The following is a 26,346-nucleotide window of genomic DNA, read 5'->3' on the forward strand; positions in this document are numbered from 1 at the left end:
CGCGCATGCGAAGGGCCCTCGGCGTGGACGCCGGGGGCCCTGTTGTCCCTTGTGCTGTGTTGTCAGCCGGCAGTCGGTCTGTGCGGTGCCGTCTGTGCCGTGCTGTGCGGTTCCGCGTGGTGCCGTGCGCCGATGCGGTCAGGCAGCGGTGGCCACGTGCGGCGTGCCCAGAACCCGGTGCGGCGCGATGACCTGGCCGTCCGGCAGCAGTTCACCGGTGTCCTCGAACAGGAGGACACCGTTGCACAGCAGGCTCCAGCCCTGTTCCGGGTGGTGCGCCACCAGATGGGCGGCCTCCCGGTCGGCAGAGTCTGCGGTCGGGCACGGCGGTTGATGCTGGCACATGGATGATGTCTTTCGCTGCGATGTGGTCTGATTCGTCCTGCGGCTCGACGAGATGCTCATGGCCGCTCCCCCGTTTCAGTAGGTCGATACCAGTGTTGCCCCACGGGCCGGATTCCGCAGGGATTTGGCTGCAGCGGCACTCACTAGATAATGACGCATCACCCGTGCGGTCGGTTCATTTCAAGTGCGTCCCCCTCACGGGGCGTTGGGAGCTGTGCAGACGCGTACTCCGCGCGGGTGAGCACAGCGGAGCGCCCCGCGGCCGTGGAGGGCGCGGGGCGCGTTCCTGTGGGGCGGTGTGCTCCTGTGCGCGGTTGCGTCGTACGACCTCGGCCGGTCGCCGTGGAGAACCCCCTGCCGGGTCTCAGGCCGGCGACCCCAGCAGGGGCACCGGCGCGAGGCGCAGGGACAGCCGGGGCAGCAGGTCCGCCACCCGGTGTGGCCGGTGGGCGGCGATGCCCGGCGGGGCCGGCGCCAAGGGGACGAGGACATCACCCGGGGCGGGCATCCCCTCGGCGCCGTCGGCGGCGATGTCGTGGTGCAGCCACAGGGTGAGCATGTACAGCTCCGGCACGGACAGCAGTCGTGGCTGGTACGGGGTCTGTACGGACTCCGCCTGACGCAGTGCCCGTTCGGTCGACGTGACGTAGGGGCCCTCGCAGAAATGCGAGAAGGTCCAGCCGTCGGCCGTGAGCATGGCTTCCGCGGTCGCCACCGCCCGTTCACCGCTGCGGATCAGGAAGCGCCAGCCGGACAGCCGGGTACGGGGCGGCCCGGCGGGGTGGCTGACATCGTCCAGCACATGTACGGGAAGGGGGAGTTCGGGGCTCAGCGGGCCCTGGTGGGCACGGAGGGCGGGGGTGCGGGCCTCGCGCACGGCGGTGGGGGAACCGAGGGCGGCGAGGACGCTGCGGAGGGCAGGCGCGGGGGCAGGGGGAACATGCAGCGGCATGGTGGGTCGCCTCTCACTTGGGAGACACGGTGGTGCTGGGCATGGTGCGGACGGCGTCGTCAGCGTGCGGGGTCAGAGCGCCAGTACTTGGCCGACCGGGGATGTCGGCCCGGCGGGGTCAGCCGCTGTGCCACAGCCCCGGTGGAACACCGCAACGCTGGGCGCCAACTCTCTGCCTCGTCAGCGAAGTTTATACGACGTGTGTTCACCAAGTGTTACGGCTAGCCGTTCCGCGGATTGCCGGCAAGTCGTAATCCGGACCCGCCCGAGCGGTGTTTTCGGTGCCTTTGCGTGGTGCGCACCGCGACGGCCTGGTATTTCTCCGCGGACACGGTAGGCCGGATCCGGACGGTCATTTCGCCGAGCCCGACGACGTTTACCGCCGCATTATGATCCGGCCTCCGGACCCGACGGTATGCCCTCGGAATGTGCCAGCCCGCACGTCTCCCGCAGCCTACCGGTTCCGGCGCACGTCCGAGGCGTTATCGATCGGATTGGCGGGCATCATCGACCGTAGCGCGACCGCCGGGCGCCACCGGGGAGCCCCGTGGACCGGGCGCTGCTGCCGGAAAGGCACCGGACGGCCCGTCGGGCCGGGGCCCGTCGTCATGAGGAGGGACGCTTCGATGGGGGAGAAGGTTGCGGCGGGCGGTATCGGTCTCACCGACCGGCAACACTACCGAAGAAAGCTGCACGAGTGTCTGACGGGATTGCAGAGGCTCCTGGAAGACAAGCGGTTCGACCGCCCCAAGAATCTGATGGGGCTGGAGATCGAATTGAATCTCGCCGGGCCGGACGGTATGCCGCGCATGATGAACTCGCAGGTCCTGGAGCGCATCGCGAGCCGTGATTTCCAGACCGAACTGGCCCAGTGCAACCTGGAAGTCAATATTCTTCCGCACCGGTTGTCCGGGCGCGTCCTCGACCAGCTCGCCGAGGAACTGCGCACGGGCCTGGCCTACGCCGACCGCAAGGCCGCCGAAGTGGCCGCCCGTATCGTGATGATCGGTATTCTGCCGACGCTGGCCGCCGAGGACCTGGTCGCCTCCAACCTCTCGGAGATCGACCGTTACGTCCTGCTCAACGACCAGATGCGGGCCGCGCGCGGCGAGGACTTCCAGATCGACCTGGAGGGCGTCGAGCGGCTGGTCTCCTCCTCCGCCTCCATCGCGCCCGAGGCCGCCTGCACCTCGGTGCAACTGCACCTCCAGGTCACCCCGAACCGCTTCCCCGCCGTGTGGAACGCGGCCCAGGCCGTCGCCGCCGTCCAGATCGCGGTCGGCGCCAACTCACCGTTCGTCTTCGGCCGCGAACTGTGGCGCGAGTCGCGCCCGCCGGTGTTCCAGCAGGCCACCGATGTCCGGCCGCCGGAGCTGCGGGCCCAGGGGGTGCGTCCGCGCACCTGGTTCGGGGAGCGCTGGGTCGACACCCCGTACGACCTGTTCGAGGAGAACCTGCGCTTCTTCCCGCCGCTGCTGCCCATCCACTCGGACGAGGACCCCCTGGCCGTCCTGGACGAGGGCGGCATCCCGAGCCTGTCCGAGCTGGTGCTGCACAACGGCACCGTCTACCGCTGGAACCGCCCGGTGTACGGCGTCGCCGACGGCGTCCCGCACCTCAGGGTCGAGAACCGGGTCCTGCCCGCGGGGCCCACCGTCACCGACGTCATTGCCAACACGGCGTTCTACTACGGGCTGGTGCGGACGCTGGCCGAGGAGCCGCGCCCGGTGTGGACCCGGATGCCGTTCGCCGCGGCGGCCGAGAACTTCGACACCGCGTGCCGCCGCGGCATCGACGCCGTACTGAAGTGGCCCCGCCCCGGCCGCTCGGGCGGCCTCGGCGAGATCTCCGCCGTACGCCTGGTACGCCAGGAACTGCTGCCGATGGCCGCGGCCGGCCTGGACGCCTGGGGCGTCGAGCCGGTCGACCGGGACCATTACCTCGGCGTGATCGAGGCACGCTGCCGACGCCGGGTCAACGGGGCGTCCTGGCAGGCCGCCGCGTATCACCACGCGCTCGGCCGCGGCCTGGACCGGGGCGGCGCGCTGGCGGCGATGACCCAGCGTTACAGCGAACTGATGCATTCGGGGGAGCCGGTGCACGCCTGGCCCGTCGAGTGGGCCGCCGCGCCGGTGGCGGCGGGGCGGGGATGAGGGATCCGGGGCGTACATGCGGGCTTCGGGCCGGATGTGCGGGCTTCGGGCCGGGTGCGCGGGATTCGAGGCGTGCCGGGCTCCGGGGTGTTCGTGCGGGGCGCCGGCCGGTGGTGACCGCGGCCTGACGTTCCGCCGTCTCGGCCGTCTGCGCCAGAAGAGCGGCGATGGTCATCGGACCGACACCATCCGGCCCCGGAGTGATCAGGCCCGCTCGTTCCCGGGCGCTTTCGAAGCCCACGTCGCCGACGGGGCCGAGTCGTGCCCCGCGTCGAACACATGGCACCGGGCTTGATGCCCTCCCCTTGATGAAGCGCGGACGGCCGCTGCGATCAGCACGTCGGCCTCCCCGTACGAGGCCGGAGAGACCGGTGCCCCCCTCAGGCGGGCCGGCTGCGTCTGCGTCATGGGCCCTGAGCGGAAGGGAAAATCGCCCAGACGCACGGCACCGGCAACGACTGCCGGGCCGCTCCCCGGTGGTACTCCGGCCAAGCGCCGTGCACGGCCCGGACCACATGCCGGCGGAGGGACGGGGAGTGTGGCGTCCGGGGGCGAGGCCTTCGGAGGCGCGGCATTCGAGGGCCGTGCGACGCCCCGTGCGGCTCGCCGGTCCCCTTCTCGGGCAAGCTATGACGTTCCATGGCGATAGTGCGGAACTGGAGGCAGCTGTGCAGTCGGACGCGAGCCCCGTGACCGGTGCGGAATCCCCGGGCCGGAAGCGGCAGGGCCCGGACGAAGGGCGGGACGCGGGCGTGGACGGCGGGCTGCCGCGACGGATCCTGCGCGGCGAGACGGTGCTGGTCCTGGCGCTCTCGCTCGGCGCGAGCGGCGTGTCCGCGCTCATCAGCTTCATCGGGTCGCTGACCAAGCCCGGCGGCCTCAAGGACCAGGCCGCGATGCTGAACTCCTCGCACGCGCCGGGACGCCCTTGGCTCGACCTGGCCTGGCAGGTGTTCGGCATCGCCACCGCCCTCGTCCCCGTGGCACTGGTGGCGCATCTGCTGATCAGGGAGCGGGCCGGCGGCCTCCGGGCGGTCGGTTTCGACGGGCGCAGGCCCGGGTCCGACCTGGGGCGCGGCGTCGGCGTCGCGGCGGTCATCGGCGGCAGCGGACTGCTGCTGTACCTCGGCGCGCGGGCGGCCGGCTTCAACCTGACGGTGGTGCCGGAGGCGCTGCCCGACGTGTGGTGGAAGTTCCCGGTACTGATCGCCTCGGCGGTGCAGAACGCCGTCGTCGAGGAGGTCATCGTCCTCGGCTACCTGCTGCGGCGGCTGGGGCAGCTGGAGTGGACCCCGGTGGCCGCGCTGGCCGCGAGCGCGGTGCTGCGCGGTTCGTACCATCTGTACCAGGGCATCGGCGGGTTCGTCGGGAACATGGTGATGGGCGTGATCTTCGTCCTGCTGTACCGGCGCTGGGGGCGCGTCGGCCCGCTGATCGCCGCGCACGCACTGATCGACATCGTGGCGTTCCTCGGATACGCGCTACTGGCGGGCAAGGTGGGGTGGCTGCCTACGGGGTGAAAGATGGCGTGGCTGCCTACGGTGTGAGGAGTGCCGTCGTGTGAGGGATGCCGCCGTGTCGTAAACGGAATCGGGGCCGGCCCGGCCGGTACCGGGCCCGGCCCCGTGGCGCGCCCCGGGGCGCGGGTGCGGCCCGGGCAGCGGATCAGCGGCGCTCAGGGGGTGGTCAGCAGGTCGCCGTCGATGACGGTGACGGCCGATCCGGTGAGCAGCGTACGGTCGCCGCGCAGCGCGGTGCGTACGAGGCCGGTGCGGCGGGCGGGGCCCTGGAGGCCGGTGAGTTCGTCACGGCCCAGCCGGGCCGACCAGAACGGCGCGAGCGCGGTGTGCGCGCTGCCCGTCACCGGGTCCTCGTCGATGCCCACGGCCGGGAAGAAGCAGCGGCTGACGAAGTCGTAGCCCCCGTCGGGGTCTGCGGCCGCCGCGGTGGCGATCACCCCGCGGCCGCCGGGCGAGGCGAGGGTCTTCAGGTCCGGCTCCAGCGCCCGTACCGCCTTCTCGTCGGCCAGTTCGACGAGGAGGTCACCCAGGTTCTCGCCGGTGTCGTACGCGCCGCGTACCTCCGTGCCCAGCGCCGCGGCGACGGCCGGCGGCACCTCGACCGGTGTCAGCGGTGCGGTCGGGAAGTCCATGGTGACGGCGCCGCTGTCGTCGGCCGTCGTGGTCAGCACGCCGCTGCGGGTCGTGAAGCGGACCGTGCCGGTGGCGGTCCCGGTGGTGTGCAGGACGTGCGCGGTGGCCAGTGTGGCGTGACCGCACAGGTTCACCTCGGCGGCCGGGGTGAGCCAGCGCAGCGCCCAGTCGGCGTCCCCGCCCGCGGGCAGCGGGTGGGCGAAGGCGGTTTCGGAGAGGTTGACCTCGGCGGCGACCCGCTGGAGCCAGGCGTCGTCGGGGAAGCCGCCGGCGTCGAACAGGACGACTCCGGCGGGGTTGCCGCCGAAGGGGCGGTCGGTGAAGGCGTCAACGATACGAATCCTCATGGCCTGGAGCTTAGGAGGCCACACCTTCCGTGCCCAAGGCCAATCGCGAGTAGGTGGACTGGTTCTGGCTTTCGGATGGTAGAAGTGGCGGGCTCTCGACTGGGGATGAGGGGGGCCAGTCGGGGGGATGTCGTAGCGCCCTGGCGGACTGCCGGCTCTCTCGTTCAGGGCGCGACGAGCGGCTCGGCCTCGTACGCACGGTGCAGCAAGTCCAGGAAGTCCGGTGCGTCCGGCAAGGGCGTTGTGTCGATCCGGCGTACGGCCACGCCCGGTGTCCACGAGTTCATGACCACGCCGCCGGCCAGCGACGGCAGGTCGTCCAGCGTCACCTCCTGGACGCGTTGGGGAACGCCGAGGCCGTCCAGCTGCCGGCGGACGATGCCCATCGTGGTGCCGCCCAGCATCTCGGCCGCCGGCCACACCGCCGTGGAACCGTCCCAGAAGGCCAGATTCCAGATGGAGCCCTCGCTGAGCCGGCCTCGGCGGTCGACGAAGGCGGCGTCGTCGAAGCCCCGGCCCGCGGCCTCCCGGAGGAAGTACGTCTTACCCACCTCGCCCACGTGTTTCACGGCCGGGAGAGGCCTCTCGTACGCGAACGTCGCCAGCTTCAGCGGTCCCCGCGGCCCGGACGCGGCCGGGTCCGTACGGACCAGCACCTCGGGTTCCGCATCGGGACCGGCCACGGTGAATTCGCCGGCGGGCGAGTACACGGTGGCCGTCAGCGAGAGGTCGGCCGGGCCTGCCTCCAGGGCCGTCCTCAGATGGGCGCGTACTCGGTCGTCGCCCACCGCCCGGCCGAACATCTCCTTCGACGCGGTCCGCAGCCGCTCCAGGTGGAGGTCGAGACCCCGGACCCGGCCACCGCGTACCTGCATGGCGGTGAAGTGGGCGTAGCCCGCGAAAGCGAGCGGCGCCAGGTCACCGGCCGTCGCCGTCCGGCCGTTACGTTGCACGACGAAAGAGGTCATGATGTCACTCCGGTCATAGGGGCCAGTTACGAGGGCGAGCTGTACGGGACCGGCTGTACGGGCACGAGGGCCGGCGGCGTCCATCGCCCCGCCCGCGGGCGGTAGGGCGCGGAATGTTCGCTCTGTGGGCGACGTTAAGACTTCACATCAATGGGAAGGTCAATCTCGGATGGGCGGGACAGTGGGGGCGGGCACATGCTGATCGGGGAGTTGTCGCGGCGTACCGGGGTCAGCGCGCGGCTGCTGCGGTACTACGAGGAGCAGGGCCTGCTGTCCGCCGAGCGCGGCTCGAACGGCTATCGCTGCTACGACGACAGCACGGTGGTCACCGTGCGGCAGGTCCGCGCCCTGCTGGACGCGGGGCTGACCACCGAGGTGATTCGCGCGGTGCTGCCGTGCGCCCGGGGTGAGCAGCCGGAGATCGAGATGTGCGTGGACGTGCGCGCCATCCTGAACCGGGTGCTGGCGGACACCGACGAACGCATCGACGACCTCCAGCGCAGCCGCAGCGTCCTCGCGGGCTACTTGGGGCAGTAGCCCTGACCGTCCGGCGGTGGTGTGCGCGAGTGCGCTTCCGGAAGGTTTTTCCCCAGGCGCGCCAGCGGGGAGAGACACATGAGCAACGGGGAGAGCGACAGGCCGGCGGCGGTCACCAGCAGAGCGGCGCGCAGTCCGCACTGGTCGGCCAGCCGGCCGCCGAGCAGCGAACCGAGCGGGGCCAGTCCCAGGCCCGCGCAGTTGACCGTCGCTACGACCCGGGCCTGGAGGGGTAAAGGGGTGACGGCCTGCCGTACGGCCATGACGGTGACGTTGACCAACTGGCTGAAGGTGCCGAAGAGGACGTTGATGCCCGCGAGCAGGGCGACCGTGACGACGGTGGAGCCGTGCAGCGCGGGAACGCAGAGCAGCACACCGTCCGCGAGGGCCGCCGCCGACACCAGCACCACGCCGTAGCCGCACGTGCGTGGCAGCCAGGCCGCCAGCAGTGAGCCCAGGACCGCTCCCGGGCCCATCGCCGCGAGCGCCAGGCCGACGGCGGTGCCTGAGAGGTGCAGTTCCCGGGGCAGGAAGAGCAGATAGACGGTCATCAGGGCGGCGAAGGAGAACTGGAAGGCGGCCGAGGCCAGGGCCACGGCACGCAACATGGGGTCGCCGAGGACGAAGCGCAGCCCTTGGCCGATCTGTTGCAGTGCCTGCTGTACCTGCCGTACCTGCTGTGTTCGGGTGGGCCGAGCGGCGCCGGCGATGCCGGTAGCGCGATCGTCGGTGTCTGTGGCACCGCCGTCGGCGCCTCCGGGAACCGACTCGCGCCGCCGGATCCGACGGACCGACAGGTAGGACAGCGCGAAGCAGAACGCACCGGCCGCGGCGGCGACGGGCGCCGACACCAGTGACGCCAGCGCGCCGCCGAGTGCGGGGCCGCCGATCTGCGCCGCGGATCTGCTGCCTTCGAGTGCGCTGTTGCCCTGCGTCAACTGATCGCGCCGTACCAGCCGTACGAGCGAAGCCTGGTACGCCACGTCGAAGAACACGCTGAGCACGCCGACGGCGAGCGCGACAGCGACCAGCGCCGGAATTCCGAGGACGCCGAGCAGGTACGCGCAGGGGAGCGCCGCCAGTGCGAGAGCCCTTCCGAGGTCCGCCGTCATCATCACGTCGCGGGCCCGTCGGCGGTCCACCCACGCGCCGGCGAAGAGCGAGAGCAGCAGGACGGGCGCCTGCTCGACGGCGCGCAGGGCGCCGAGTTCGGTCGCGTCGGCGTCGAGCGCCAGCACGGCGATGAGCGGCAGCACGACCTGACCGGTGCGTTCTCCGAACTGGGAGGCGGTCTGGCCTGCCCAGAGCCGGCGGAAGTCGGCGTCGAGCCACAGGCCCCGCGCGCCGGGCGCAGGGGCAGCTCGTCGGGCTCTCAGGCGCTCGCTGCGTCGGCGCGGAGGCCGGCCGTGGACCACAGGTCGCGAGGCTAGCCGTGGAGCACCGGCCGCGTCAGGGAATTTCTCGATGGCCGGGCCGCGGTGACCTCGGGTGTTGCCAGCCGAACAGTTCCGATATATCGTTGAAGCATCGCGAACGCTCAAAGTGATGTCGCGAGTGATCAATGAAGCAGTTTCGAGAAGAAAGGAGCGCCTCATGCGTTCCCATGGACACGAACACCACGGGCACGGCCGACACGGAGGCCGAGGAGACCACGAAGGACGGTTCGAGGGGCGGCGTGCCGCGTTCGGGCCGTTCGGGCCGCCGTTCGGAGGGCCGCCGTTCGGCGGTGGCCGGGGCCGCGGTGGCGGGCCGCGCGGCCGGGCGCGGCGCGGCGACGTACGCGCCTCGATCCTGGCCCTGCTCAAGGACCGGCCGATGCACGGCTACGAGATGATCCAGGAGATCGCCGAGCGCAGTGGCGGCGCCTGGAAGCCGAGCCCCGGCTCGGTGTACCCCACCCTCCAGCTCCTGGAGGACGAGGGGCTGATCAGCAGCGCGAGCGAGGGCGGCAAGAAGCTCTTCTCGCTGACCGAGGCCGGCCGTACGGAGACGGAGAACGTCGCCGACGCCCCCTGGGAGGAGGCCGGCCGAGGTGTCGACTGGGAGGCCATGAACGAGATCCGCAAGGCGGGCGGCGGCCTGGTCGAGGCGTTCCGGCAGGTGTGGGCCACCGGTACGCCCGAGCAGCGGGAGAAGGCCATCTCGGTGGTCAACAAGGCCCGCAAGGAGCTGTACCTGATCCTCGCCGAGGATGAGTGATCAGCTCGCTGTCGCCCGCGGAGAGTTGAGGCGCGGCGATGGCGGGTGAGTTCGGCAGGGGCCGTGACCGGGGAACGGGTCACGGCCTCTTTGCGTGCGTGGATGTGAGAGTGCGGGCGAACTCGTGTGTGGGTGTGAGGGCCGGAACGCCGGGGGTGTGTGACTTGTAGGGGCCGGAGCGGAAGGGTGTGCTCCGCGGCGGCTCGGTGAGGCGGTGTTCCGGTGGTCCTGCCGGAAGGTTTACGGCGGCGTACGTCCTACTCGGCCTCAGGGGCGGCGCGGCGTCCCTCCTCCGTAAGGATGAGATCCCGGAAAGGCGTGCCCAACCCTGGGCGGATGCGCAAATGCTTCCCGCCGGGGATGTTCCGGGCGTCAGCTGCTGGTGGGGTGGGGACTGTGCAAAACCGTACTGCGTACAACAGCGGAGGAGGCCCGCCTTGCGAGGACCTCGAAACGCGGCTCACCGTGGAGCTCGCGTCGGTGGTCTCCGCTGCCCGCAGGCGAGCCACGCGGGACGGTGACCGCCAGGTCGACACGGCCCACCTGCTGCACGGACTTCTGGAGTCGGACCCGTCGGTGCGGGCCGCGTTCGACGGTGGGGCGCAGGTCGCCCGGCTGCTCGGCTATCTCGTCCAGCGCAGCATCGGCTACGGCCTTCAGTGGCACGGCACCGTCGAGGACTCCGGTGCGGTGCCGATGGTGACCGAGGGCGTGGCGCCGGGCTGGTCTCCCGCCGCGGCCGCCGCCCTGGACGGCGCACTCGACCGCGCGCACGCCCGGTACGCGACCCATGCAGCCTGCCTGGATCTGCTCGCGGCCCTCGTGGCCGACCCCGAGTCGCGCGCGGTCGAGGTGCTGCGCCGGGCTTCGGTCGACACGGAACGGCTGGCGGCCCAGCTGGACGGGGACCGCGCCGGCCAGGAATGACAGGCGTAAGAGGGGTGACGCTGCTGACGGCTCCTGCCATGATGTGCCGATGCGCGCGTCTACGGGGAGGCAGGCGGCCCGCGGGGCTGACGGGGATCGGGGGCAATCCGGGACTTTGGGGTGTCCCGAGATTCCGGGAAGTCCTGGGGCTTCAGGAGGTCCCGAGGCTCCGGCGAAACCTGGGGTTTCAGGGAAACCTGGGATTCTGGGGGGTCTGGAGGCTCCAGGTGGTACCGGGGGTGCGCAACGTCCGGCGAGCGGCGACGCGGCCGGCCGGGCCCGGAAGGTCGGAATCGCCCTGGCGCTGATCTCCGCCGTCGCCTTCGGCTGCTCGGGCGTCGCCGCCAAACCCCTGATCACGGCCGGCCTCGAACCCCTGCACGTCACCTGGTTGCGGGCCGCGGGCGCCGCCCTCGTCATGCTGCCGGTCGCCTGGCGCCACCGTCGGCTTCCGCTGCGCCGCCCCGCCCTCCTGGCGGGCTTCGGTCTGCTCGCCGTAACCGGCGTCCAGGCGTGCTACTTCGCGGCGCTCTCCCGCATTCCCGTGGGGGTCGCGCTGCTCATCGAATACCTCGCGCCCGCGCTGGTGCTCGGCTGGGTCCGGTTCGTGCAGCGGAAGCCGGTCACGCGGGCCGCCGCGGTCGGCGTCGTCCTGGCGGTCGGCGGGCTGGCCTGTGTGGTGGAGGTGTGGTCCGGCCTGGATTTCGACCCGGTCGGCATCGCCCTGGCCCTCGGCGCGGCCTGCTGCCAGGTCGGGTACTTCGTGCTCTCCGACCACGGCGGTGACGGCGAGGACGCCGCGGACCCGCTGGGCGTGATCGCGTACGGGCTGCTGGTCGGCGCGGCCGTGCTGACCGTCGTCGCCCGGCCCTGGGAGATGGCCTGGCCGGTGCTCGGTGGCAGCGCCTACCTGGACGGAACCCGGGTGCCCGCCGCACTGCTGCTCGGGTGGCTCGTGCTGATCGCCACCGTGCTGGCGTACCTCACCGGCGTCCTCTCGGTGCGCCGGCTGTCCCCGCAGGTGGCGGGGGTGGTGGCGTGTCTGGAGGCGGTGATCGCGACGGTCCTGGCGTGGGTGCTGCTCGGCGAGCACCTCACCGCGCCGCAGACCGTGGGCGGGGTGGTCGTCCTGGCCGGTGCGTTCATCGCGCAGTCGGCGGCTCCGAAGGCGGCTGCGAAAGCGGCTGCGGAGGAGGCTCCGAAGGTGCTCCCGGAAGCGGGCCGGGAGGACGGGGGAGACGAGGGGGCGGAGCGAGGCGATGGACCGGAGGGAAGCATGGCGCCCGTACGGACGGGCGGGTCTGCCACGGCCGAGGTCGGGTCTGCCACAGGCGGGACGAGGTCTGCCACGGTCAAGGCCGTCGAAGGCAACGCGGCGCGCCTCGACGACGATTCGGGCTTGTCGGCCGGCCGGCGCGCCTCCTAGGGTGCTGATCATGCGATTGACTGTGCTGCCCCCTCCCGCCGCGTAGCGCGGGCGGCGGTCTCCGAGAGAGAACCAGCCCCGGGCCCGGTGTGATCCGAAGGACACGCCCCGCCCCGGGCCGGTCGCTGCTGTCCGCACACGGGACCACGCGACCATTCCACGGCGCCCGGCGCCGTCCCGGATCTCCCGGAGAAGCACAGCCATGCATGGTGTCTCTTCCCCTGCCCTGCCCGTGGGCCGGGGCCTGTTGTACGTGACCGTCGCCGCGACCGCCTGGGGCACAGCGGGCGCGGCCGCTTCCCTCCTCTACCGCAGCAGCGGCCTGGGGCCTCTCGCCCTCACCTTCTGGCGGACCGCCGGCGGCCTCCTGCTGTTGTCGGCCGCACGGGCGGTGCTGCGCCGCCGTACCGTATGCGTGCCGGATTCCGTCGTACGCCCGAAGGAGCCGCTGCGGCGCCGCGTCGCGCGGATCGCCGCCACCGGGATCGCGCTGGCCGTGGGCACGGTCGTGACCATGGGGGCCGGGCCCGTCCTCATCGCGCTCGGCGCGCGGCTGATCATGGGCGAACGGCTCGGGGCCGGAGGAGTCCTGGCGGTCGTGGGCGCGCTGTCGGGGCTGGCCGTACTGATCCTCGGCGGTGGTGATTCCGGTACGGTGCGGCCCGCCGGGGTCGCGATGGCGCTGCTGTCCGCCGCGGGCTGCGCCGTGATGACGCTGACGACCCGCTGTTCGGGACGGGTCGGTGACGCCTCCGATCCGTACGGTTCCACGTTCAGCGCCTTCACCGTCGGGGCCGGGTGCCTGCTGCCGTTCGCCGCGGCCGAAGGACTGTGGCCGCAGGCGCACGAACTGGGCCGCAGTCTCTGGCTGATGGGTTACATCGCGGCCGTACCGACGGCCCTGGGCTATGGCCTGTACTTCGCGGGCCTGGCGGCCGTGCGTGCGGCCACGGCGTCGGTGATCTCACTGGTCGAGCCGGTGTCCGCGACGGTGATCGCGGTGCTGTTCCTGGGGGAGGAGCTGGCGGCGGGCACGGCTGTCGGTACGTGCGTGCTGCTCGCGGCCGTCGCGGGGCTGGCCGTGGCCGAGGCGCGGGCAGCGGTGGCGGCTCGTACGGACAGGGCGTGTACGGACAGGGCGTGTACGGACAAAGCGCGGGCGACTACGGTGCGCTGACCGGTCCCGGGCCAGGGCGGGGCCTTCCGGGGCGGGTCCCGCCTGCCGACCCGCCACCGCTCCCATATCCCGCCCGCGCCATCGTCCCTGCCAGTTCGACGTGTCCCGCGCCCGCGCCTGCCCTGCGTGCCCGCGCTTGCTCCCGCGACGCCGATCCTGCGCTGCGGCTCCCGTCCGCTGTCAGCTGAGGCCGGCCGCCGACCGCCGTAGCTGGTGGGCGCGGGCCTGGGCGTCACGGGGCGCGGCCCGCTCGGCCAGGCGCTCCGAGATCCGCTGCTGGACGGTCTCGCTCCGCTTGCCCGCGTACTTGAACTTCGCCCGTACGTCCGTCACTTCCAGTCGCAGCCCCCGGATGCCGGGCAGTTGGCGTCCGTACGGCGGGCCGTCCGCGGTGACCGGCGCCGATCCGCCCTCGGGCTGGAAGTGCCCCATCTGGCGTTCCAGGAGCGCGGCCTTCTCCTGCGGATCGTCCACGATGTGGGCCGTGCACGTGAGCTGTACGGCGGCGTAGAAGCTGGTGGGGACGCCGTGTTCGGGTGGGTCCTCCTCGGCGGCCTGCCACGGCCCGGGTATGAACACGTAGTCGTCCACGACGCTGAGCAGGACGGCCGGGGCGGCCTCCAGTGCCCGCCATATCGGGTTGGGTCGGGCGAGGTGGGTGACGGCCTCGCGGCGGGCCGGGTCGTAGGCGAAGTGCAGGGGCTGGACGAGGGGCGGGGTGCCGGGCGGGCCGTTGACGGCGAGCTGGCCGAAGTCGTGGCCGGCCAGCCAGTCCTGCCATTCGGCGTCGTCGGTGGGCGCGTCCCACGGGTGGATCAGCATTCGCTCCTCCTTCAGCGCGCGGAGAGGTAGGCGGGCTCGGCGATGTCCGGGGCGAGGTCGTCGGCCGGGACGGGCGTCCCGTACGCGGGGGAGACCGGCAGGACGCCGCTCCAGTGGGGGAGCGGGAGGTCTTCGGGCTCGTCGTTCGGGCCGCCGGCGCGGACCTTGGCGGAGACCTCGTCCAGGTCGAGACGGATGACGGCGGTGGCGGCCAGTTCCTTGGCGTTCGCCGGCCGGGAGTCGGCGGCGCGGCCCGGCAGGACGTGGTCGACCAGGGCGTCGAGGGCGGCCGTCTTCTCGTCGTGGTCGAGGACCTGGTGGGCGGTGCCGTGGACGACGACGCTGCGGTAGTTGATCGAGTGGTGGAAGGCGGACTTGGCCAGGACCAGTCCGTCGACGTGGGTGACCGTGACGCACACGGGCAGGCCGGGGCCGGCCGTCTCGCCGGCCATGCGCAGCGGGCGCGAACCGGTCGAGCCGTGGAGGTACAGGCGGTTGCCGACCCGGCCGTAGAGCGTGGGCAGGACGATGGGGGCGCCGTCGCGGACGAAGCCGAGGTGGCACAGGTAGCCGGCGTCGAGGATGGCGTGCACGGTCTCGTGGTCGTAAGCGGCGCGCTCGCGGGCGCGGGTCGGTACGGTGCGCTCCGTCCGGGCGAAGGACTGGTCCTGGGGCGCCTGGGGCATTGCGGACTCCATTGCACTAGTGCATACTTGGTTTTGTGCTAGAAGATTATCGGATCGAAGGGCGGCGCGCATCGGAGATTGCCGCCAGCGTCGAGCGGGCCGTCGGTGCGGGCGAGCTCCAGCCAGGCGAAATCCTGCCCCCGCTGCGGGAGTTGGCCGTCTATCTGGAGGTCAATCCCAATACGGTGGCGTCCGCGTACCGGACGCTGCGGGACCGGGGGGTGATCGAGACGGCGGGCCGCCGCGGCAGCCGGGTGCGCCCGCGGCCGGCCAGTACGGCTCGCGAGGCGGCGCAGGGCCCCGTGCCGCCCGGCGTGCGCGACGCGGCGGCCGGGAATCCCGACCCCGCGCTGCTGCCCGCCCTCGGGCAGGCGCTGGCCGCGGCCGCCGCCCGCAGCGCGAAGCAGCCGACTCTGTACGGAGCCCCCGCTGTCGGTACGGAGCTCGAACGGATGGCCCGCGCCGCCTTCGAGGCGGACGGAGTGCCGAGCGGCGCCATCGCCGTCACCTCCGGCGCGCTGGACGCGATAGAGCGGGTGCTGGGCGCGCATCTGCGTCCCGGTGACGTGGTCGCGGTCGAGGACCCGGGCTGGGGGAGCCTGCTGGATCTCATCCCGGGGCTCGGGCTGCGGGCCGTGCCGGTCGCGGTGGACGACGAAGGGCCGCTGCCCGAGCAGGTCGGCCGGGCGGTGCGGGACGGCGCCCGGGCCCTGGTCGTCACGGACCGGGCGCAGAATCCGACGGGCGCGGTGCTCAGCCCCGGGCGGTCCCGGGAGCTGCGCGAGGTGCTGGCGGGCCATCAGGACGTGCTGCTGATAGAGGACGACCACGGCCACGACATCGTCGACCTCCCGCTGCACCCGCTCGCGGGGGCCACGGACCACTGGGCACTCGTCCGCTCCACGGCCAAGGCGTACGGCCCCGACCTGCGGCTCGCCGTGCTGACCGGCGACGCCGTGACCGTGGACCGGGTGCGCGGGCGTCAGCGGCTCGGGCCCGGCTGGGTGAGCCACCTCCTGCAGGACGCGGTGGTGCACCTGTGGCGTACGGGAGCGGTCGACCCGAAGGCCGTCGCGGACGCGTACGGCAGGCGCCGGGACGCGCTGATCGACGCCCTGGCGGCCCGTGGTGTCCGGGCACGGGGCCGCAGCGGAATGAATGTGTGGATCCCGGTGCCCGACGAGACCGGCGCGGTCGCCCGGCTGCTGCACGCCGGCTGGGCCGTCGCACCGGGAGCGCGCTTCCGTATGCACTCACCGCCCGGCATACGGGTCACCATCGCGGGCCTCGCGGAGGACGAACTGCCGACGCTGGCGGACGCCATCGCTTCCGCCGTCGAGCCGAGGGAGGCGCGCCGGTACGACTGAAGTGGACGCAGGGCAGGCGTCCGTCGCACTTCCCCTGTGCGGATGAGCTCGGCGACTACCTGGACGACGCACGATCGCGGGGTGGGCAGTCGGGGCGGGGTGTGAATTTCGATCTTGCGGTGTGGGTGCACCGGCGGGGGCTGCCGCAGTCGGGCTCGCTCCCATGTCGGGGGGCGTGCCCTGTCACTGGGCGGGCACGTCGAGCCTGCGTCCGTCGGCAGTCGGACTGCCTTTCTCGCTGTCAGGCGTGCGGCTGGCTGGTCGAGCCGGTCATCGTTGACCACCGCGGGCGACGGGCCGTCGCGTGCCTCGGGAGGCCGGTTTCCGACCGCGGAACATCACGCTCGAAAAAGCCCCGGTAGCCAGGCAAGTCAAAGCACCCGGAAGGCCCCTGTGTGCTGCTCTCCAGGGTTTTCCTGCCGGATGGGAAGGGGGGATTGCCTGATGGGATCAGCGGCGGCGAGGCGGGCGCCTAGGCGGCTTCTCGCCCTGGGTTCGCGTTAGGCCTTCGGTATTCTGAAAAGCGTCTCGTCGCCCTTCCGGTGCCGGGATCCGCGGGCCCTGAGGGGCTTCTTCGGTCTGCCCGCGACCGTTTTCCGTCCAGCGATCCGACCGCTCTCGTGCCGCGGTGCGCGGGGGTGTGGTTTGCTGTGCCCGAAAAGAGAGCATTGTGACTACTTCCGGCCCTCACGCCGCCTCCGACATCTCCGGCGCCGATCAGAACAGCGATGCCGGGCCTGCCGAGCAGAACGGCCATGCCGGGGCTGCCGCGTACGACGCCACCGCGATCACCGTCCTGGACGGGCTCCACGCCGTACGCAAGCGGCCCGGCATGTACATCGGCTCCACGGGCGAGCGGGGTCTGCACCATCTGGTGCAGGAGATCGTGGACAACTCCGTCGACGAGGCGCTGGCCGGGATGGCCGACCGGATCGACGTGACGATCCTGGCCGACGGCGGCGTGCGGGTGATCGACAACGGGCGCGGCATCCCCGTCGGCATGCACCCGGTGGAGAAGAAGCCGGCCGTGGAAGTCGTGCTGACGGTGCTGCACGCGGGCGGCAAGTTCGGGGGCGGCGGGTACGCGGTCTCCGGCGGCCTGCACGGTGTGGGCCTGTCGGTGGTCAACGCGCTCTCGACCAGGCTGTCGGCGGAGATCTGGACCGACGGCTACCGGTGGACCCAGGAGTACAAGGGCGGAGCACCGACAGCGCCGCTGGCCCGCCACGAGGCCACCCCGCAGACGGGCACGTCCCTGACGTTCTGGGCGGACGGCGGCATCTTCGAGACCACCGAGTACTCCTTCGAGACGCTGGCCAGGCGGTTCCAGGAGATGGCCTTCCTCAACCGGGGGCTGACCCTGACCCTCACCGATGAGCGTGCGTCGGCCCGCGCGACGGCCGCGGCCGACCAGGCGGGTCCGGACACCGCCGGGGAGCAGACTGCGAAGACGGTCTCCTACCGCTACGACGGCGGCATCACCGACTTCGTCGCCTACCTCAATACCCGCAAAGGGGAGCCGGTCCACCCCTCCGTCCTCTCCGTCGCCGCCGAGGACGCCGAGCGGCTGCTGTCGGTGGAGGTCGCGCTGCAGTGGAACAGCCAGTTCGCCGACAGTGTCTACTCCTACGCCAACACCATCCACACCCACGAGGGCGGCACCCACGAGGAGGGCTTCCGCGCGGCGCTGACCACGGTCGTCAACCGGTACGCGCGTGAGAAGAAGCTGCTGCGGGAGAAGGACGGCAACCTCACCGGCGAGGACATCCGCGAGGGCCTGACGGCGATCATCTCGGTCAAGCTCGGTGAGCCGCAGTTCGAGGGCCAGACCAAGACCAAGCTGGGCAACAGCGAGGCCAGGACGTTCGTGCAGAAGGCCGTGCACGAGCACCTGACGGACTGGTTCGACAGCAATCCCAACGAGGCGGCCGACATCGTCCGCAAGGCGACGCAGGCGGCCACCGCCCGGCTGGCGGCCCGCAAGGCCCGGGACCTGACCCGCCGCAAGGGCTTGCTGGAGTCAGCGGCCCTGCCGGGCAAGCTGTCCGACTGCCAGTCCAGCGATCCGGCGAAGAGTGAGATCTTCATCGTCGAGGGCGACTCCGCCGGCGGCTCGGCCAAGTCCGGCCGCAACCCGCAGTATCAGGCGATCCTGCCCATCCGCGGCAAGATCCTCAATGTCGAGAAGGCCCGTATCGACAAGATCCTGCACAATCAGGAGGTCCAGTCGATGATCTCCGCGTTCGGCACGGGCGTGCACGAGGACTTCGACATCGAGAAGCTCCGCTACCACAAGATCATCCTGATGGCGGACGCCGACGTCGACGGCCAGCACATCAACACCCTGCTGCTCACCTTCCTGTTCCGCTTCATGCGGCCCCTGATCGAGCACGGCCACGTCTACCTCTCCCGCCCGCCGCTCTACAAGATCAAGTGGGGCCGGGACCACGTGGAGTACGCCTACTCCGACCGCGAACGCGACGTCCTGCTGGAACGGGGCCGGCAGGACGGCCGCCGGGTCAGGGACGACTCCATCCAGCGGTTCAAGGGTCTGGGCGAGATGAACGCCGAGGAGCTGCGCATCACGACCATGGACCAGGAGCACCGTGTCCTGGGCCAGGTCACCCTCGACGACGCGGCTGTCGCCGACGCTCTCTTCTCCGTCCTGATGGGTGAGGACGTCGAGGCCCGGCGCTCCTTCATCCAGCGCAACGCCAAGGACGTGCGCTTCCTCGACATCTGATCGCGCCGGTTCCTGGTCGCCCACTCGCCCAGGCCGTGCCGTGGCCTGGGCGACCCGCGCCTGCCGGTCCGCAGCTGAAGAGGGAACTGCGTGAGCGCGTTCGCGGTTCCGTCGCTCGGCAGCCGCGTCCAGGACGGCTCCGACTTCACCGCGCGGCACCTGACGGTCCTCGAAGGGCTCGAATCCAAGCGTAAGTACGAGGCCGACGCCACCGACTCGGCTCCGTCGGGCGACCGCAGTCGCACCGCTGTCCCGGCCGGCACCGCCACCTGATGCCCATCGCCGACGAAGGTCGGCCAGTCGCCCGACCGCAGCACCGAGTCCCGTCCGAGGCTACGTACGCGACCTCGACCCCGGTCGTCGGCGGCTCGGCAGAACCGCCTGGCAGGACCTCTCACGCATGGACCGCGTCCGCCTGCCCCACCCCTCGCCGCAAGGCAACTCTTCATCCCGCAAGTTCCCCCGCGAAGTGAAGCTTCAATTCGCCACAGTCTCCGTAGTCACAGGACAACAGGACAACAGGACTGGCAGGCCGACCGGCTGTGAGAGGGGAACGACGCTGGTTACCATCGCACGATGCCTGATCAGAGCTTCCTTGTCCGTGGTCCCCGGGTGGCCGTCCGGCGGATCTCCTTCCAGGACCGGGAGGAGATCGCGGCCCTGGAGCGGGAAAGCGCCGCACTGCACCACCCGTGGGTCCCGGCACGGGAGACCACGGAGGAAGCCTTTCGCGCGTACGTCGCCAAGTTCGACCGGCCCGCCCACGAGGGCTTCGTGGTCTGCCTCCGGGACACCGGCGCGATCGTCGGCGGCGTCAACATCAACAACATCGTGCGGGGAGGCATCCAGAGCGGAGCCCTCGGTTACGCCGCCTACGCGTCCACCACCGGGCACGGCTACATGACCGAGGGAGTGCGCCTCGTCGTCGAGTACGCCTTCACGGAGCTGGGGCTGCACCGGCTGGAAGCCAACATCCAGCCCGGCAACGTCTCCTCGGTCCGGCTCGTCGAGCGTCTGGGGTTCCGGCTGGAGGGTTACTCCCCGTGCTTCCAGTACGTGGACGGCGCGTGGCGCGACCACGAGCGGTGGGCGGTGACGGCCGATATGACCGAGTACGCCGCCGGGGCGGCCACTCCGGACCGCGCGACCTGACCGGCCGGCCGGGCCGGGAACCCCGCCAGGCGTATTGCCCCGTAGCGTCGTTCACGCGGCTGATGGGTCTCCGTCGCCTCGTTGAGTGGTACGGCGGGGGCGGCTCTGGGTCAGGGCGGCGCCTGCCAGGACGATCAACGCGCCGACGGGCGTGTTCCAGCTGAGCTGTTCGCCGAGCAGTGCGACACCGGCCGTGGTGGCGATGACGGGGACGAAGTAGGTGACCATCTGGGCGGTGGTCGGGCCCACCTCCGCCACCAGTCCGTACTGCAGCAGGAAGGCGAAGCCGGTGCCCAGGGCGCCGAGCGCGAGGACGGCGAGGAGGGGGACGACGGGGTAGGACACCGGAGCGGGAGTCAAGAGCGCGGCCACGACGCCGACCTGGGCGGTGGCGAGAAGCATCTGGGAGCTGGAGAGGGCGACGTTGGAGTCCTTGACGCCGGCGAGGGTGCGCCGGACGTAGATCCAGCCGATGGGGTAGCTCAGCGACGCGCCCAGAGCCATCGCCGTGCCCGTCGGGTCCGTACCGGAGAAGCCCTGCCAGGCGCCGAGCACGGTCAGTACGCCCAGGAAGCCGAGCCCGAGGCCCGCGACGCGGCGGCGGGTGGGCCGGTCCTCGGAGAGGGCGACCAGGGACAGGGCCATGCCCCACAGCGGGGAGCTGGCGTTGCAGATGCCGGCCAGGGTGGAGGGGATGGTCAGCTCGGCGTAGGCGAAGAGGGAGAAGGGAACGGCGTTGAGGAAGAACGCGGCCACCGCCAGGTGACCCCAGGTCCGCGCGGAGCGAGGCAGCCGCTCACGTTTGGCGACCAGTACGGCGACGAGCACCACCGAACCGAACGCCACCCGGCCGAAGGTGACGTGCAGGGGCGCGTACCCCTGTGTGCCGACCTTGATGAAGAGAAAGCTGAAACCCCAGACCAGGCACAGGATCCCGAACCGCAGGCGCCAGTCGAGCGCGCGGCGTACCACGACTCGCCGCGCGGCGGGACGGGCTGGCGCGGAGCCGGAGTCGGAGGGGGTTGGCGGTGGCGAAGGGGGCGTAGTGACTCCGGGAGGGGCGGAGTTGGGGTCGGTGGTGTCGGTCGCGTCGGCTTCGGAAGGGGCGGTGGTGCTCATGGGGACTACGATGCGGCCCGCCATTTCGTAGCACAAGCGAGATTTCATGGGGGGTATCGCTTAGCATTGCTTACATGTTGAACCTTGATCGCTTGCGGACGCTGAGCGCGGTGGCCCGCCACGGCTCGGTGAGCGCGGCGGCGGACGGCCTGCATGTGACCACCTCCGCCGTCTCGCAGCAGCTCGCCAAGCTGGAGCGGGAGACCGGCCAGCAACTGCTGGCCAAGAACGGCCGCGGCGTGCGGCTGACCGACGCCGGCCGGCTGCTGGCCGATCATGCCGTACGAATCCTCTCGCAGGTCGAGCTGGCCCAGGCCGAGCTGGAGGCTCATCGTGGCCAGGCCGTCGGCGAGCTGCGGCTCGGCGCCTTCCCCACCGCGGCGCGCGGCCTGTTCCCCGACGCGCTGGCCGGGCTCCGTGCCGAGCACCCCCAACTCCGTCCAATACTGCGGGAGATGGAGCCGGACGCTTCGGTACGGTGCGTGGTGCGCGGTGACATCGACCTGGGGGTGGTCCTGGACTGGCACAACCGGCCGCTCTCGCTGCCCGAGGGGCTCGCGAAGGCGCCGATACTGAACGACCCCGCCGACGTGGTCGTGCCTGCCGGCCACCCCTTGGCGGGCCGCGACTCGGTCGAACTGGCGGAGCTGGCCGACGATGAGTGGATCTCCTGGCCGCAGGGCGAGTTCTGTCACGACTGGCTGATGTTCACCCTGCGCGGCCAGGGCATCGAGCCGCGCATCTCGCACATGGTGGAGGAGCATCACACGCAACTGGCCCTGATCGCAGCCGGGTTGGGCGTAGCGGTGGCGCCTCGGCTGGGGCGCGGTCCGGTGCCGGCGGGGGTGAGCGTGGTGCCCGTACGGCACACGATGCGGCGGCACGTCTACGCGATCTGGCGCGCCGACGCCGACCGGCGGCCGTCCATCCGCGCGGCGGTCGCCGCGCTGCGGGCCGCGGGCAAGAAGATCGAAGGCCGCTGAAAACAGCGGGAACCGGGCGCGCTCGGCTGGCACAATGACGCGCATGGGTGAACGGATCATCGAGGTAGTCGCGTACGACCCCGCCTGGCCGGCCGCAGCCACCGACGCGATCGCGGACGTCCGCGAGGCGCTGTCCGGAGCGATCACGGACATCGAGCACATCGGCTCGACCTCCGTGCCGGGGCTGGCCGCCAAGCCGATCATCGACCTGATGGCCGCGGCGGAGGACTTCGGTGCCGTCGAAACCCGCGAGGAAGCGCTCGCCCGCATCGGTTTCCGGCGGAACGCCAACGGAATGACCAGCCGCCTCCTGTACATCCGCGGCGACGACAGTCACCGGACCCACCACCTGCACGTGGTCAGCCTGGAGAGCTGGCCCACCCGCAACCAGCGGATCCTGCGCGACCACCTGCGCGCGCACCCGCGGGACGCCGCGCGCTACGCGCAGCTCAAGCAGTCGCTCGCCGCAACCGGGGCCTCCGCCGAGGCCTACACGGAGGCCAAGACCGAGCTGATCCAGGAGCTGATCGACCGCGCCCGCGCCGACCGGGGACTACCGGCGGTCTCCGTCTGGGAGTAGGGGCGGGAGAGCGGCCGTCGCCCGGCCGCCCGGCGGCGGCACATCGGCTTGCAACAGGCAGGGGGACGTACCGAAGCCGTGCCGCGAGTAGGCACCGACCGCGCGGACGCTGGAGTGCACCGTCACGCGTTCGAGTCCCTGCTCGCGGGCCAGTTCCAGTACCGCGTCGATCAACTGTCCGCCCAGCCCGCCGTCCCTTTCGTGCGGAGTCACGTACACACACTGCACATCACCCGACGCCCGGTCCAGCGCGCGCGGGGTCGGTACGCGCCGGGTGACCGCCAGCCACGCCATGCCGATGACCGTGTCGCCGCGCACCATGACCAGGCAGTGGTGTGAGGACGCGTTCTCCCGCGCCCACGCCAGGAAACGGCGCACGAACGTTTCGCGCGTGGTGACGGGCGCGCCTCCGAGCTCCTGCATCCATTGCCACCGGAGCCCGGCGACCGCGTCGAGTTCGTCCGGACGGACGGGGCGGATGAGGATGGTGTCCATCGGGCCATGGTGGCGCCGGCTCCGGGGGCGCGCACAGGTCACCCGGTGGCGAGCGGTGGGACGACACCCCGGATCAGCCCGAGGTCCAGCAAGTCCTGCGGCCGGAGGCGGAGTTGGTCGGCCGTGCCGCGTGCCGCGTCCGCGTCGCGTTTCAGGATGGCGGCGGCCGCTTCCGGGGCGATGACGGAGAAGTAGCTGTCCGGTGTCGCCCACAGCCGGCCCGGCGCGGCCAGGGCCAGCGCCCCACCGGAACCGCCCTCCCCGATCAGCAGCGAGGTGACGGGCGTACGGACCGAGGCCAGCGCGGCGAAGACGTCCGCGATGGCGGCGCCGGCACCGGCCCGTTCCGCTGCCGGGTCGTTGGCCGCGCCCGGGGTGTCGATGAGGGTGAGCACCGGTATGCCGAGGCGGTCCGCCAGCCGGATCAGCCGGGCGGCCGTACGGAAACCCGCGGGGCGTACGGCCGTGCCGCACTGGGCGGCGAACGCGATCGTGCGCCCGTCGCGCCGGCCGAACCCGCAGCGTGTACCCGGGTCCGTGCCGCCGCAGCGGTCGCCGCTGATCTCCTCCCGCCAGTCGAAGTACGCGTCCAGGTACGCGGCAGCGCGTGGGCGCCGCGCGGCACGGGCCGAGCACACCGCTTCCCAGCCGGACGTCGGGAGCTCGGCCGCACCTAGCGCGGGCGGGGGCGGTGCGGCTTCCACGGCAGGGCCCGCCCCGCCGCTCTGATCGGGGCGGGATGACGCAGCACCGGCCTCCGCCCCCACCTCCCCTCCCACTGCCCCCACGGGAGACAACAGCCGCAGCCAGCGGCCGAGGGCCGCGCGCACGTCGCCCGGCGGGACGACGGCGTCGACCTGTCCGGCCGCCAGCTGGCCTTCGGCGCTGTACGCGTACGGGTCGGCGTCCACCGGCCGTACGCGCGAGCCCGCGAAGCCGACCTGCGCGCCCGGCAGCGCGAGCACGACATCGGCGCCCGCGCCGAGTGTCGCCCAGCCGCCGCCGGTCGTCGGATCGCGCACGACGGCGATCTGCGGCAGCCCCGCGGCCCGGTTCAGCGCGGACTGGGCGGCCACTCGCTGGAGCTGGGTCAGGGCCCGCATGCCTTCCTGCATCCGGCTGCCGCCCGTGGCGATCAGGGTCACGACCGGTAGGCGCAGTTCCCGGGCGTGGGTCCAGGCGGCCACCAGCCGGTCGCCCGTGCGCTCTCCGAGGGAACCGCCGAGAAAAGCGAACTCGAAGGAGACCAGGACGACCGGCACGCCCGCGACCCGGGCGGTCCCGCTGACCACGGACTCGTCCTCGCCGGTCCGCTCCCGCGCCCGCTGCCGCGCGAAGCCGTATCCGTCCCAGCGGAGCGGCCCGTCGTCGTACGGAGCGGCTGCGGTGGGTCCACCTGCCGTGGGCCCGGCTGCCGAGGTCGGCCCCGCTGCCATCGGCCGACCCGCCGTGGCCCCTGATGTGTTCGTCTCCGCCCCCGGTGCGGGGAACTCCGCGAAGTCGTCCGTGACCACGGCGACCGCCTCGCGCGCGGACCAGCGCGGTGACGGCCCGGCCGGTACGGACCGCCCGCCCACATCCCCGCCACCGGCACTCCCGCCACAGGCGTCGGCGCCACGCGCCCCGGCACCACCCGCACCCGAATCACCCGCACCCGAACCGCCCCCCGGCGCCCCGCTATGCACGGAGGTCCCGTTTCAGGATCTTGCCCATGTCGTTGCGGGGCAGGGCGTCGAGGAAGCGGACCACGCGGGGGCGCTTGTGCGGTGCGAGCCGGCGGGCCACGTGGTCGGCGAGTTCGGCATCGGTCGGTGTGGCGGCGCCCTCGGCCGCCTGAGCCGGGACGACCCAGGCGACGATCCGCTCGCCCAGGTCCTCGTCCGGTTCGCCCGTCACGGCGGCCTCGCTGACGCCCGGGTGCTCCAGCAGCGCGTTCTCGATCTCACCCGCGCCGATCTTGTAGCCGCCGCTCTTGATGAGGTCGGTGGCCTTGCGCCCCACGATGCGGTAGTTGCCCGCCGCGTCGCGGGTCGCCATGTCGCCCGTACGGAACCAGCCGCCGTCGAAGGCCGCCGCGGTGGCGTCCGGGCGGTTGAGGTACTCGACGAACAGGTTGGGGCCGCGGACCTGGATCTCGCCGACCGTCTCACCGTCGCTCACCTCGACGGCCTGGCCGGACTCGTCGACGAGCCGGACGTACACACCGGGCAGCGGTACGCCGACGGTGCCGGGCGCGGGCTCACCGTCGGCCCGTACGCTCGTGTTCATCAGCGTCTCGGTCATGCCGTACCGCTCGACGACGCGGCACCCGGCGGCCGCGGCGAGCCGCTCGTGGTCGGTGCGCGGCAGGGCCGCCGAGCCGGACACCAGGAGGCGGGCCCGGCCCAAAGCCTCGGCCAGCGCCGGGTTCTCGCCGGCCTCGACGGCGAGGCGGTGGTACATCGTCGGTACGCCGAACAGCATCGTGCCGTCCGCGGTGAGCCCTCGTACGACGCCCTCGGTGCTGAAACGGCCCAGGTGGTGCACGCTGCCGCCGCGCCGCAGCGGCCCGAGGATGCCGAGCACGAGGCCGTGCACGTGGAACAGCGGCAGGCCGTGCACGAGGACGTCGTCGGCGGTCCACTGCCAGGCCTCCGCCAGCGCGTCCAGGGTGTGCGCGATCGCCCGGCGGGGGATGACGACACCCTTGGGCGGGCCGGTCGTGCCGGAGGTGTAGACGACGAGGGCGGCGGACTCGGCGCCCGGCTCGTACGGCAGCGGCGGCATCTCCTCGCTGTCGGTGGCGGGCTCGACGTCGACGCGGGGGAGGGCGGCCAGCGCGCCGGGCAGCTCGGCGCCCGGCTCGGCCAGCACGAGCGTCGGCCCGCTGTCCGACACGATGTGCGCCAGCTCGCTCTCACCGATCTTCGGGTTGACGGGTACGGCGGCCACCCCGGCGAGCAGCGCGCCCACCACGGCGACCGCGGTTTCCAGGGTGGGCGTGGCCCAGACGGCCACCCGGGTCTGGCCGTCGAGGCGGTCGGCGACCCGGCACGCGGCCGCGGCCAGTTGGCGGTAGCTGAGCGCACGCTCACCGAAGCGCAGCGCGGGCTGCGGCGACGCGTCGCTCAACGCCGGAAAGAGCACGTTCACCAGGTCTCCCTCGTCCTCGTCGTCCCACGTCGGTGCCGCCGCCCCGGACCTGCCGGAACGGGCCGACCCCACCACTGTGGCAG

At 72.1% G+C, this 26,346-nt stretch carries 24 protein-coding genes and 1 pseudogene; 13 read left to right on the forward strand and 12 right to left on the reverse strand.

What is annotated here, in order from left to right; translation table 11 throughout:
• Nucleotides 1–138: 138 nt before the first annotated feature.
• Entirely contained in the window at nucleotides 139–345 is a 207-nt protein-coding gene (locus ACZ4Z1_RS32675) for a DUF5999 family protein (RefSeq protein ID WP_030019934.1), read from the reverse strand.
• A 364-nt stretch (nucleotides 346–709) separates the two neighbouring features.
• The gene (locus ACZ4Z1_RS32680; protein ID WP_468490283.1) at nucleotides 710–1,297 is read right to left on the reverse strand and encodes a hypothetical protein; all 588 of its coding nucleotides are present in this window, start codon (nucleotides 1,295–1,297) and stop codon (nucleotides 710–712) included.
• Nucleotides 1,298–1,923: 626 nt separating this feature from the next.
• Here ACZ4Z1_RS32680 and ACZ4Z1_RS32685 point away from each other — a divergent pair.
• Nucleotides 1,924–3,450 (forward strand): glutamate-cysteine ligase family protein, encoded by a 1,527-nt coding sequence (locus tag ACZ4Z1_RS32685; protein WP_468490284.1) that lies wholly within the window; start codon nucleotides 1,924–1,926, stop codon nucleotides 3,448–3,450.
• A 184-nt stretch (nucleotides 3,451–3,634) separates the two neighbouring features.
• On the opposite strand, the pseudogene ACZ4Z1_RS32690 reads toward ACZ4Z1_RS32685, so the two are convergent.
• Nucleotides 3,635–3,967, reverse strand: a pseudogene (locus tag ACZ4Z1_RS32690) (hypothetical protein); the annotation flags it as partial.
• Nucleotides 3,968–4,079: 112 nt separating this feature from the next.
• On the opposite strand from ACZ4Z1_RS32690, the gene ACZ4Z1_RS32695 reads away from it, so the two are divergent.
• Nucleotides 4,080–4,970, forward strand: a complete 891-nt coding sequence (locus ACZ4Z1_RS32695) for a CPBP family intramembrane glutamic endopeptidase (protein WP_468490285.1) — start codon at nucleotides 4,080–4,082, stop codon at nucleotides 4,968–4,970.
• A gap of 155 nt (nucleotides 4,971–5,125) precedes the next feature.
• Here ACZ4Z1_RS32695 and ACZ4Z1_RS32700 read toward each other — a convergent pair whose 3' ends face one another.
• Both ACZ4Z1_RS32700 and ACZ4Z1_RS32705 read right to left on the reverse strand, forming a co-directional pair.
• The gene (locus ACZ4Z1_RS32700; RefSeq protein WP_468490286.1) at nucleotides 5,126–5,950 is read right to left on the reverse strand and encodes a PhzF family phenazine biosynthesis protein; all 825 of its coding nucleotides are present in this window, start codon (nucleotides 5,948–5,950) and stop codon (nucleotides 5,126–5,128) included.
• 164 nt (nucleotides 5,951–6,114) lie between these two features.
• The gene (locus ACZ4Z1_RS32705) at nucleotides 6,115–6,918 is read right to left on the reverse strand and encodes an aminotransferase class IV family protein (protein ID WP_468490287.1); all 804 of its coding nucleotides are present in this window, start codon (nucleotides 6,916–6,918) and stop codon (nucleotides 6,115–6,117) included.
• Between the two features lie 195 nt (nucleotides 6,919–7,113).
• On the opposite strand from ACZ4Z1_RS32705, the gene ACZ4Z1_RS32710 reads away from it, so the two are divergent.
• Nucleotides 7,114–7,455 (forward strand): MerR family transcriptional regulator, encoded by a 342-nt coding sequence (locus ACZ4Z1_RS32710; RefSeq protein ID WP_468490288.1) that lies wholly within the window; start codon nucleotides 7,114–7,116, stop codon nucleotides 7,453–7,455.
• On the opposite strand, the gene ACZ4Z1_RS32715 is transcribed toward ACZ4Z1_RS32710, so the two are convergent.
• Nucleotides 7,440–8,789, reverse strand: coding sequence for an MFS transporter (locus ACZ4Z1_RS32715; protein WP_468490383.1), 1,350 nt, complete (start codon nucleotides 8,787–8,789; stop codon nucleotides 7,440–7,442). The genes ACZ4Z1_RS32710 and ACZ4Z1_RS32715 overlap by 16 nt on opposite strands.
• A gap of 259 nt (nucleotides 8,790–9,048) precedes the next feature.
• Between ACZ4Z1_RS32715 and ACZ4Z1_RS32720 the strand changes: the two genes are divergently transcribed.
• The 4 genes from ACZ4Z1_RS32720 (at nucleotide 9,049) to ACZ4Z1_RS32735 (ending at nucleotide 13,184) form a co-directional block, all read left to right on the forward strand.
• The gene (locus ACZ4Z1_RS32720) at nucleotides 9,049–9,654 is read left to right on the forward strand and encodes a PadR family transcriptional regulator (protein ID WP_468490289.1); all 606 of its coding nucleotides are present in this window, start codon (nucleotides 9,049–9,051) and stop codon (nucleotides 9,652–9,654) included.
• Between the two features lie 396 nt (nucleotides 9,655–10,050).
• Nucleotides 10,051–10,581 carry a peptidase gene (locus ACZ4Z1_RS32725; RefSeq protein WP_468490290.1) on the forward strand — a complete coding sequence of 177 codons (531 nt, stop codon included), beginning with the start codon at nucleotides 10,051–10,053 and terminating at the stop codon, nucleotides 10,579–10,581.
• A 292-nt stretch (nucleotides 10,582–10,873) separates the two neighbouring features.
• Nucleotides 10,874–12,007 (forward strand): EamA family transporter, encoded by a 1,134-nt coding sequence (locus tag ACZ4Z1_RS32730; protein WP_468490384.1) that lies wholly within the window; start codon nucleotides 10,874–10,876, stop codon nucleotides 12,005–12,007.
• Between the two features lie 202 nt (nucleotides 12,008–12,209).
• Entirely contained in the window at nucleotides 12,210–13,184 is a 975-nt protein-coding gene (locus ACZ4Z1_RS32735) for a DMT family transporter (protein ID WP_468490291.1), read from the forward strand.
• A 180-nt stretch (nucleotides 13,185–13,364) separates the two neighbouring features.
• Here ACZ4Z1_RS32735 and ACZ4Z1_RS32740 read toward each other — a convergent pair whose 3' ends face one another.
• Nucleotides 13,365–14,006, reverse strand: a complete 642-nt coding sequence (locus ACZ4Z1_RS32740) for an FMN-binding negative transcriptional regulator (RefSeq protein ID WP_468490292.1) — start codon at nucleotides 14,004–14,006, stop codon at nucleotides 13,365–13,367.
• Nucleotides 14,007–14,017: 11 nt separating this feature from the next.
• The gene (locus tag ACZ4Z1_RS32745; RefSeq protein WP_468490293.1) at nucleotides 14,018–14,692 is read right to left on the reverse strand and encodes a pyridoxamine 5'-phosphate oxidase family protein; all 675 of its coding nucleotides are present in this window, start codon (nucleotides 14,690–14,692) and stop codon (nucleotides 14,018–14,020) included.
• A 35-nt stretch (nucleotides 14,693–14,727) separates the two neighbouring features.
• Here ACZ4Z1_RS32745 and ACZ4Z1_RS32750 point away from each other — a divergent pair, with 35 nt between their 5' ends.
• From ACZ4Z1_RS32750 to ACZ4Z1_RS32765, 4 genes are all read left to right on the forward strand, one after another.
• The gene (locus ACZ4Z1_RS32750; RefSeq protein ID WP_468490294.1) at nucleotides 14,728–16,059 is read left to right on the forward strand and encodes an aminotransferase class I/II-fold pyridoxal phosphate-dependent enzyme; all 1,332 of its coding nucleotides are present in this window, start codon (nucleotides 14,728–14,730) and stop codon (nucleotides 16,057–16,059) included.
• A gap of 670 nt (nucleotides 16,060–16,729) precedes the next feature.
• Nucleotides 16,730–18,802 carry a DNA topoisomerase (ATP-hydrolyzing) subunit B gene (gene gyrB / locus ACZ4Z1_RS32755; protein WP_468490295.1) on the forward strand — a complete coding sequence of 691 codons (2,073 nt, stop codon included), beginning with the start codon at nucleotides 16,730–16,732 and terminating at the stop codon, nucleotides 18,800–18,802.
• A gap of 90 nt (nucleotides 18,803–18,892) precedes the next feature.
• On the forward strand, nucleotides 18,893–19,075 hold the full coding sequence (locus tag ACZ4Z1_RS32760; RefSeq protein WP_468490389.1) for a hypothetical protein: 183 nt from the start codon (nucleotides 18,893–18,895) through the stop codon (nucleotides 19,073–19,075).
• Nucleotides 19,076–19,378: 303 nt separating this feature from the next.
• Nucleotides 19,379–19,954: a GNAT family N-acetyltransferase gene (locus ACZ4Z1_RS32765; protein WP_468490296.1), complete on the forward strand. Its 576-nt coding sequence runs from the start codon at nucleotides 19,379–19,381 to the stop codon at nucleotides 19,952–19,954.
• 51 nt (nucleotides 19,955–20,005) lie between these two features.
• On the opposite strand, the gene ACZ4Z1_RS32770 is transcribed toward ACZ4Z1_RS32765, so the two are convergent.
• The gene (locus tag ACZ4Z1_RS32770) at nucleotides 20,006–21,073 is read right to left on the reverse strand and encodes a DMT family transporter (RefSeq protein WP_468490297.1); all 1,068 of its coding nucleotides are present in this window, start codon (nucleotides 21,071–21,073) and stop codon (nucleotides 20,006–20,008) included.
• A 74-nt stretch (nucleotides 21,074–21,147) separates the two neighbouring features.
• Here ACZ4Z1_RS32770 and ACZ4Z1_RS32775 point away from each other — a divergent pair, with 74 nt between their 5' ends.
• Nucleotides 21,148–22,056, forward strand: coding sequence for a LysR family transcriptional regulator (locus tag ACZ4Z1_RS32775; protein WP_468490298.1), 909 nt, complete (start codon nucleotides 21,148–21,150; stop codon nucleotides 22,054–22,056).
• Between the two features lie 43 nt (nucleotides 22,057–22,099).
• Nucleotides 22,100–22,636: a GrpB family protein gene (locus ACZ4Z1_RS32780; RefSeq protein ID WP_468490299.1), complete on the forward strand. Its 537-nt coding sequence runs from the start codon at nucleotides 22,100–22,102 to the stop codon at nucleotides 22,634–22,636.
• On the opposite strand, the gene ACZ4Z1_RS32785 is transcribed toward ACZ4Z1_RS32780, so the two are convergent.
• From ACZ4Z1_RS32785 to ACZ4Z1_RS32795, 3 genes are all read right to left on the reverse strand, one after another.
• Nucleotides 22,610–23,131, reverse strand: coding sequence for a GNAT family N-acetyltransferase (locus tag ACZ4Z1_RS32785; RefSeq protein WP_468490300.1), 522 nt, complete (start codon nucleotides 23,129–23,131; stop codon nucleotides 22,610–22,612). The two genes, ACZ4Z1_RS32780 and ACZ4Z1_RS32785, sit on opposite strands and share 27 nt — an antisense overlap.
• Before the next feature lie 38 nt (nucleotides 23,132–23,169).
• Entirely contained in the window at nucleotides 23,170–24,567 is a 1,398-nt protein-coding gene (locus tag ACZ4Z1_RS32790) for a carboxyl transferase domain-containing protein (RefSeq protein WP_468490385.1), read from the reverse strand.
• A gap of 241 nt (nucleotides 24,568–24,808) precedes the next feature.
• Nucleotides 24,809–26,263, reverse strand: a complete 1,455-nt coding sequence (locus tag ACZ4Z1_RS32795) for an acyl-CoA synthetase (RefSeq protein WP_468490386.1) — start codon at nucleotides 26,261–26,263, stop codon at nucleotides 24,809–24,811.
• Nucleotides 26,264–26,346: the final 83 nt, after the last annotated feature.

The sequence above is a fragment of the Streptomyces sp. NPDC030165 genome (assembly GCF_055573595.1).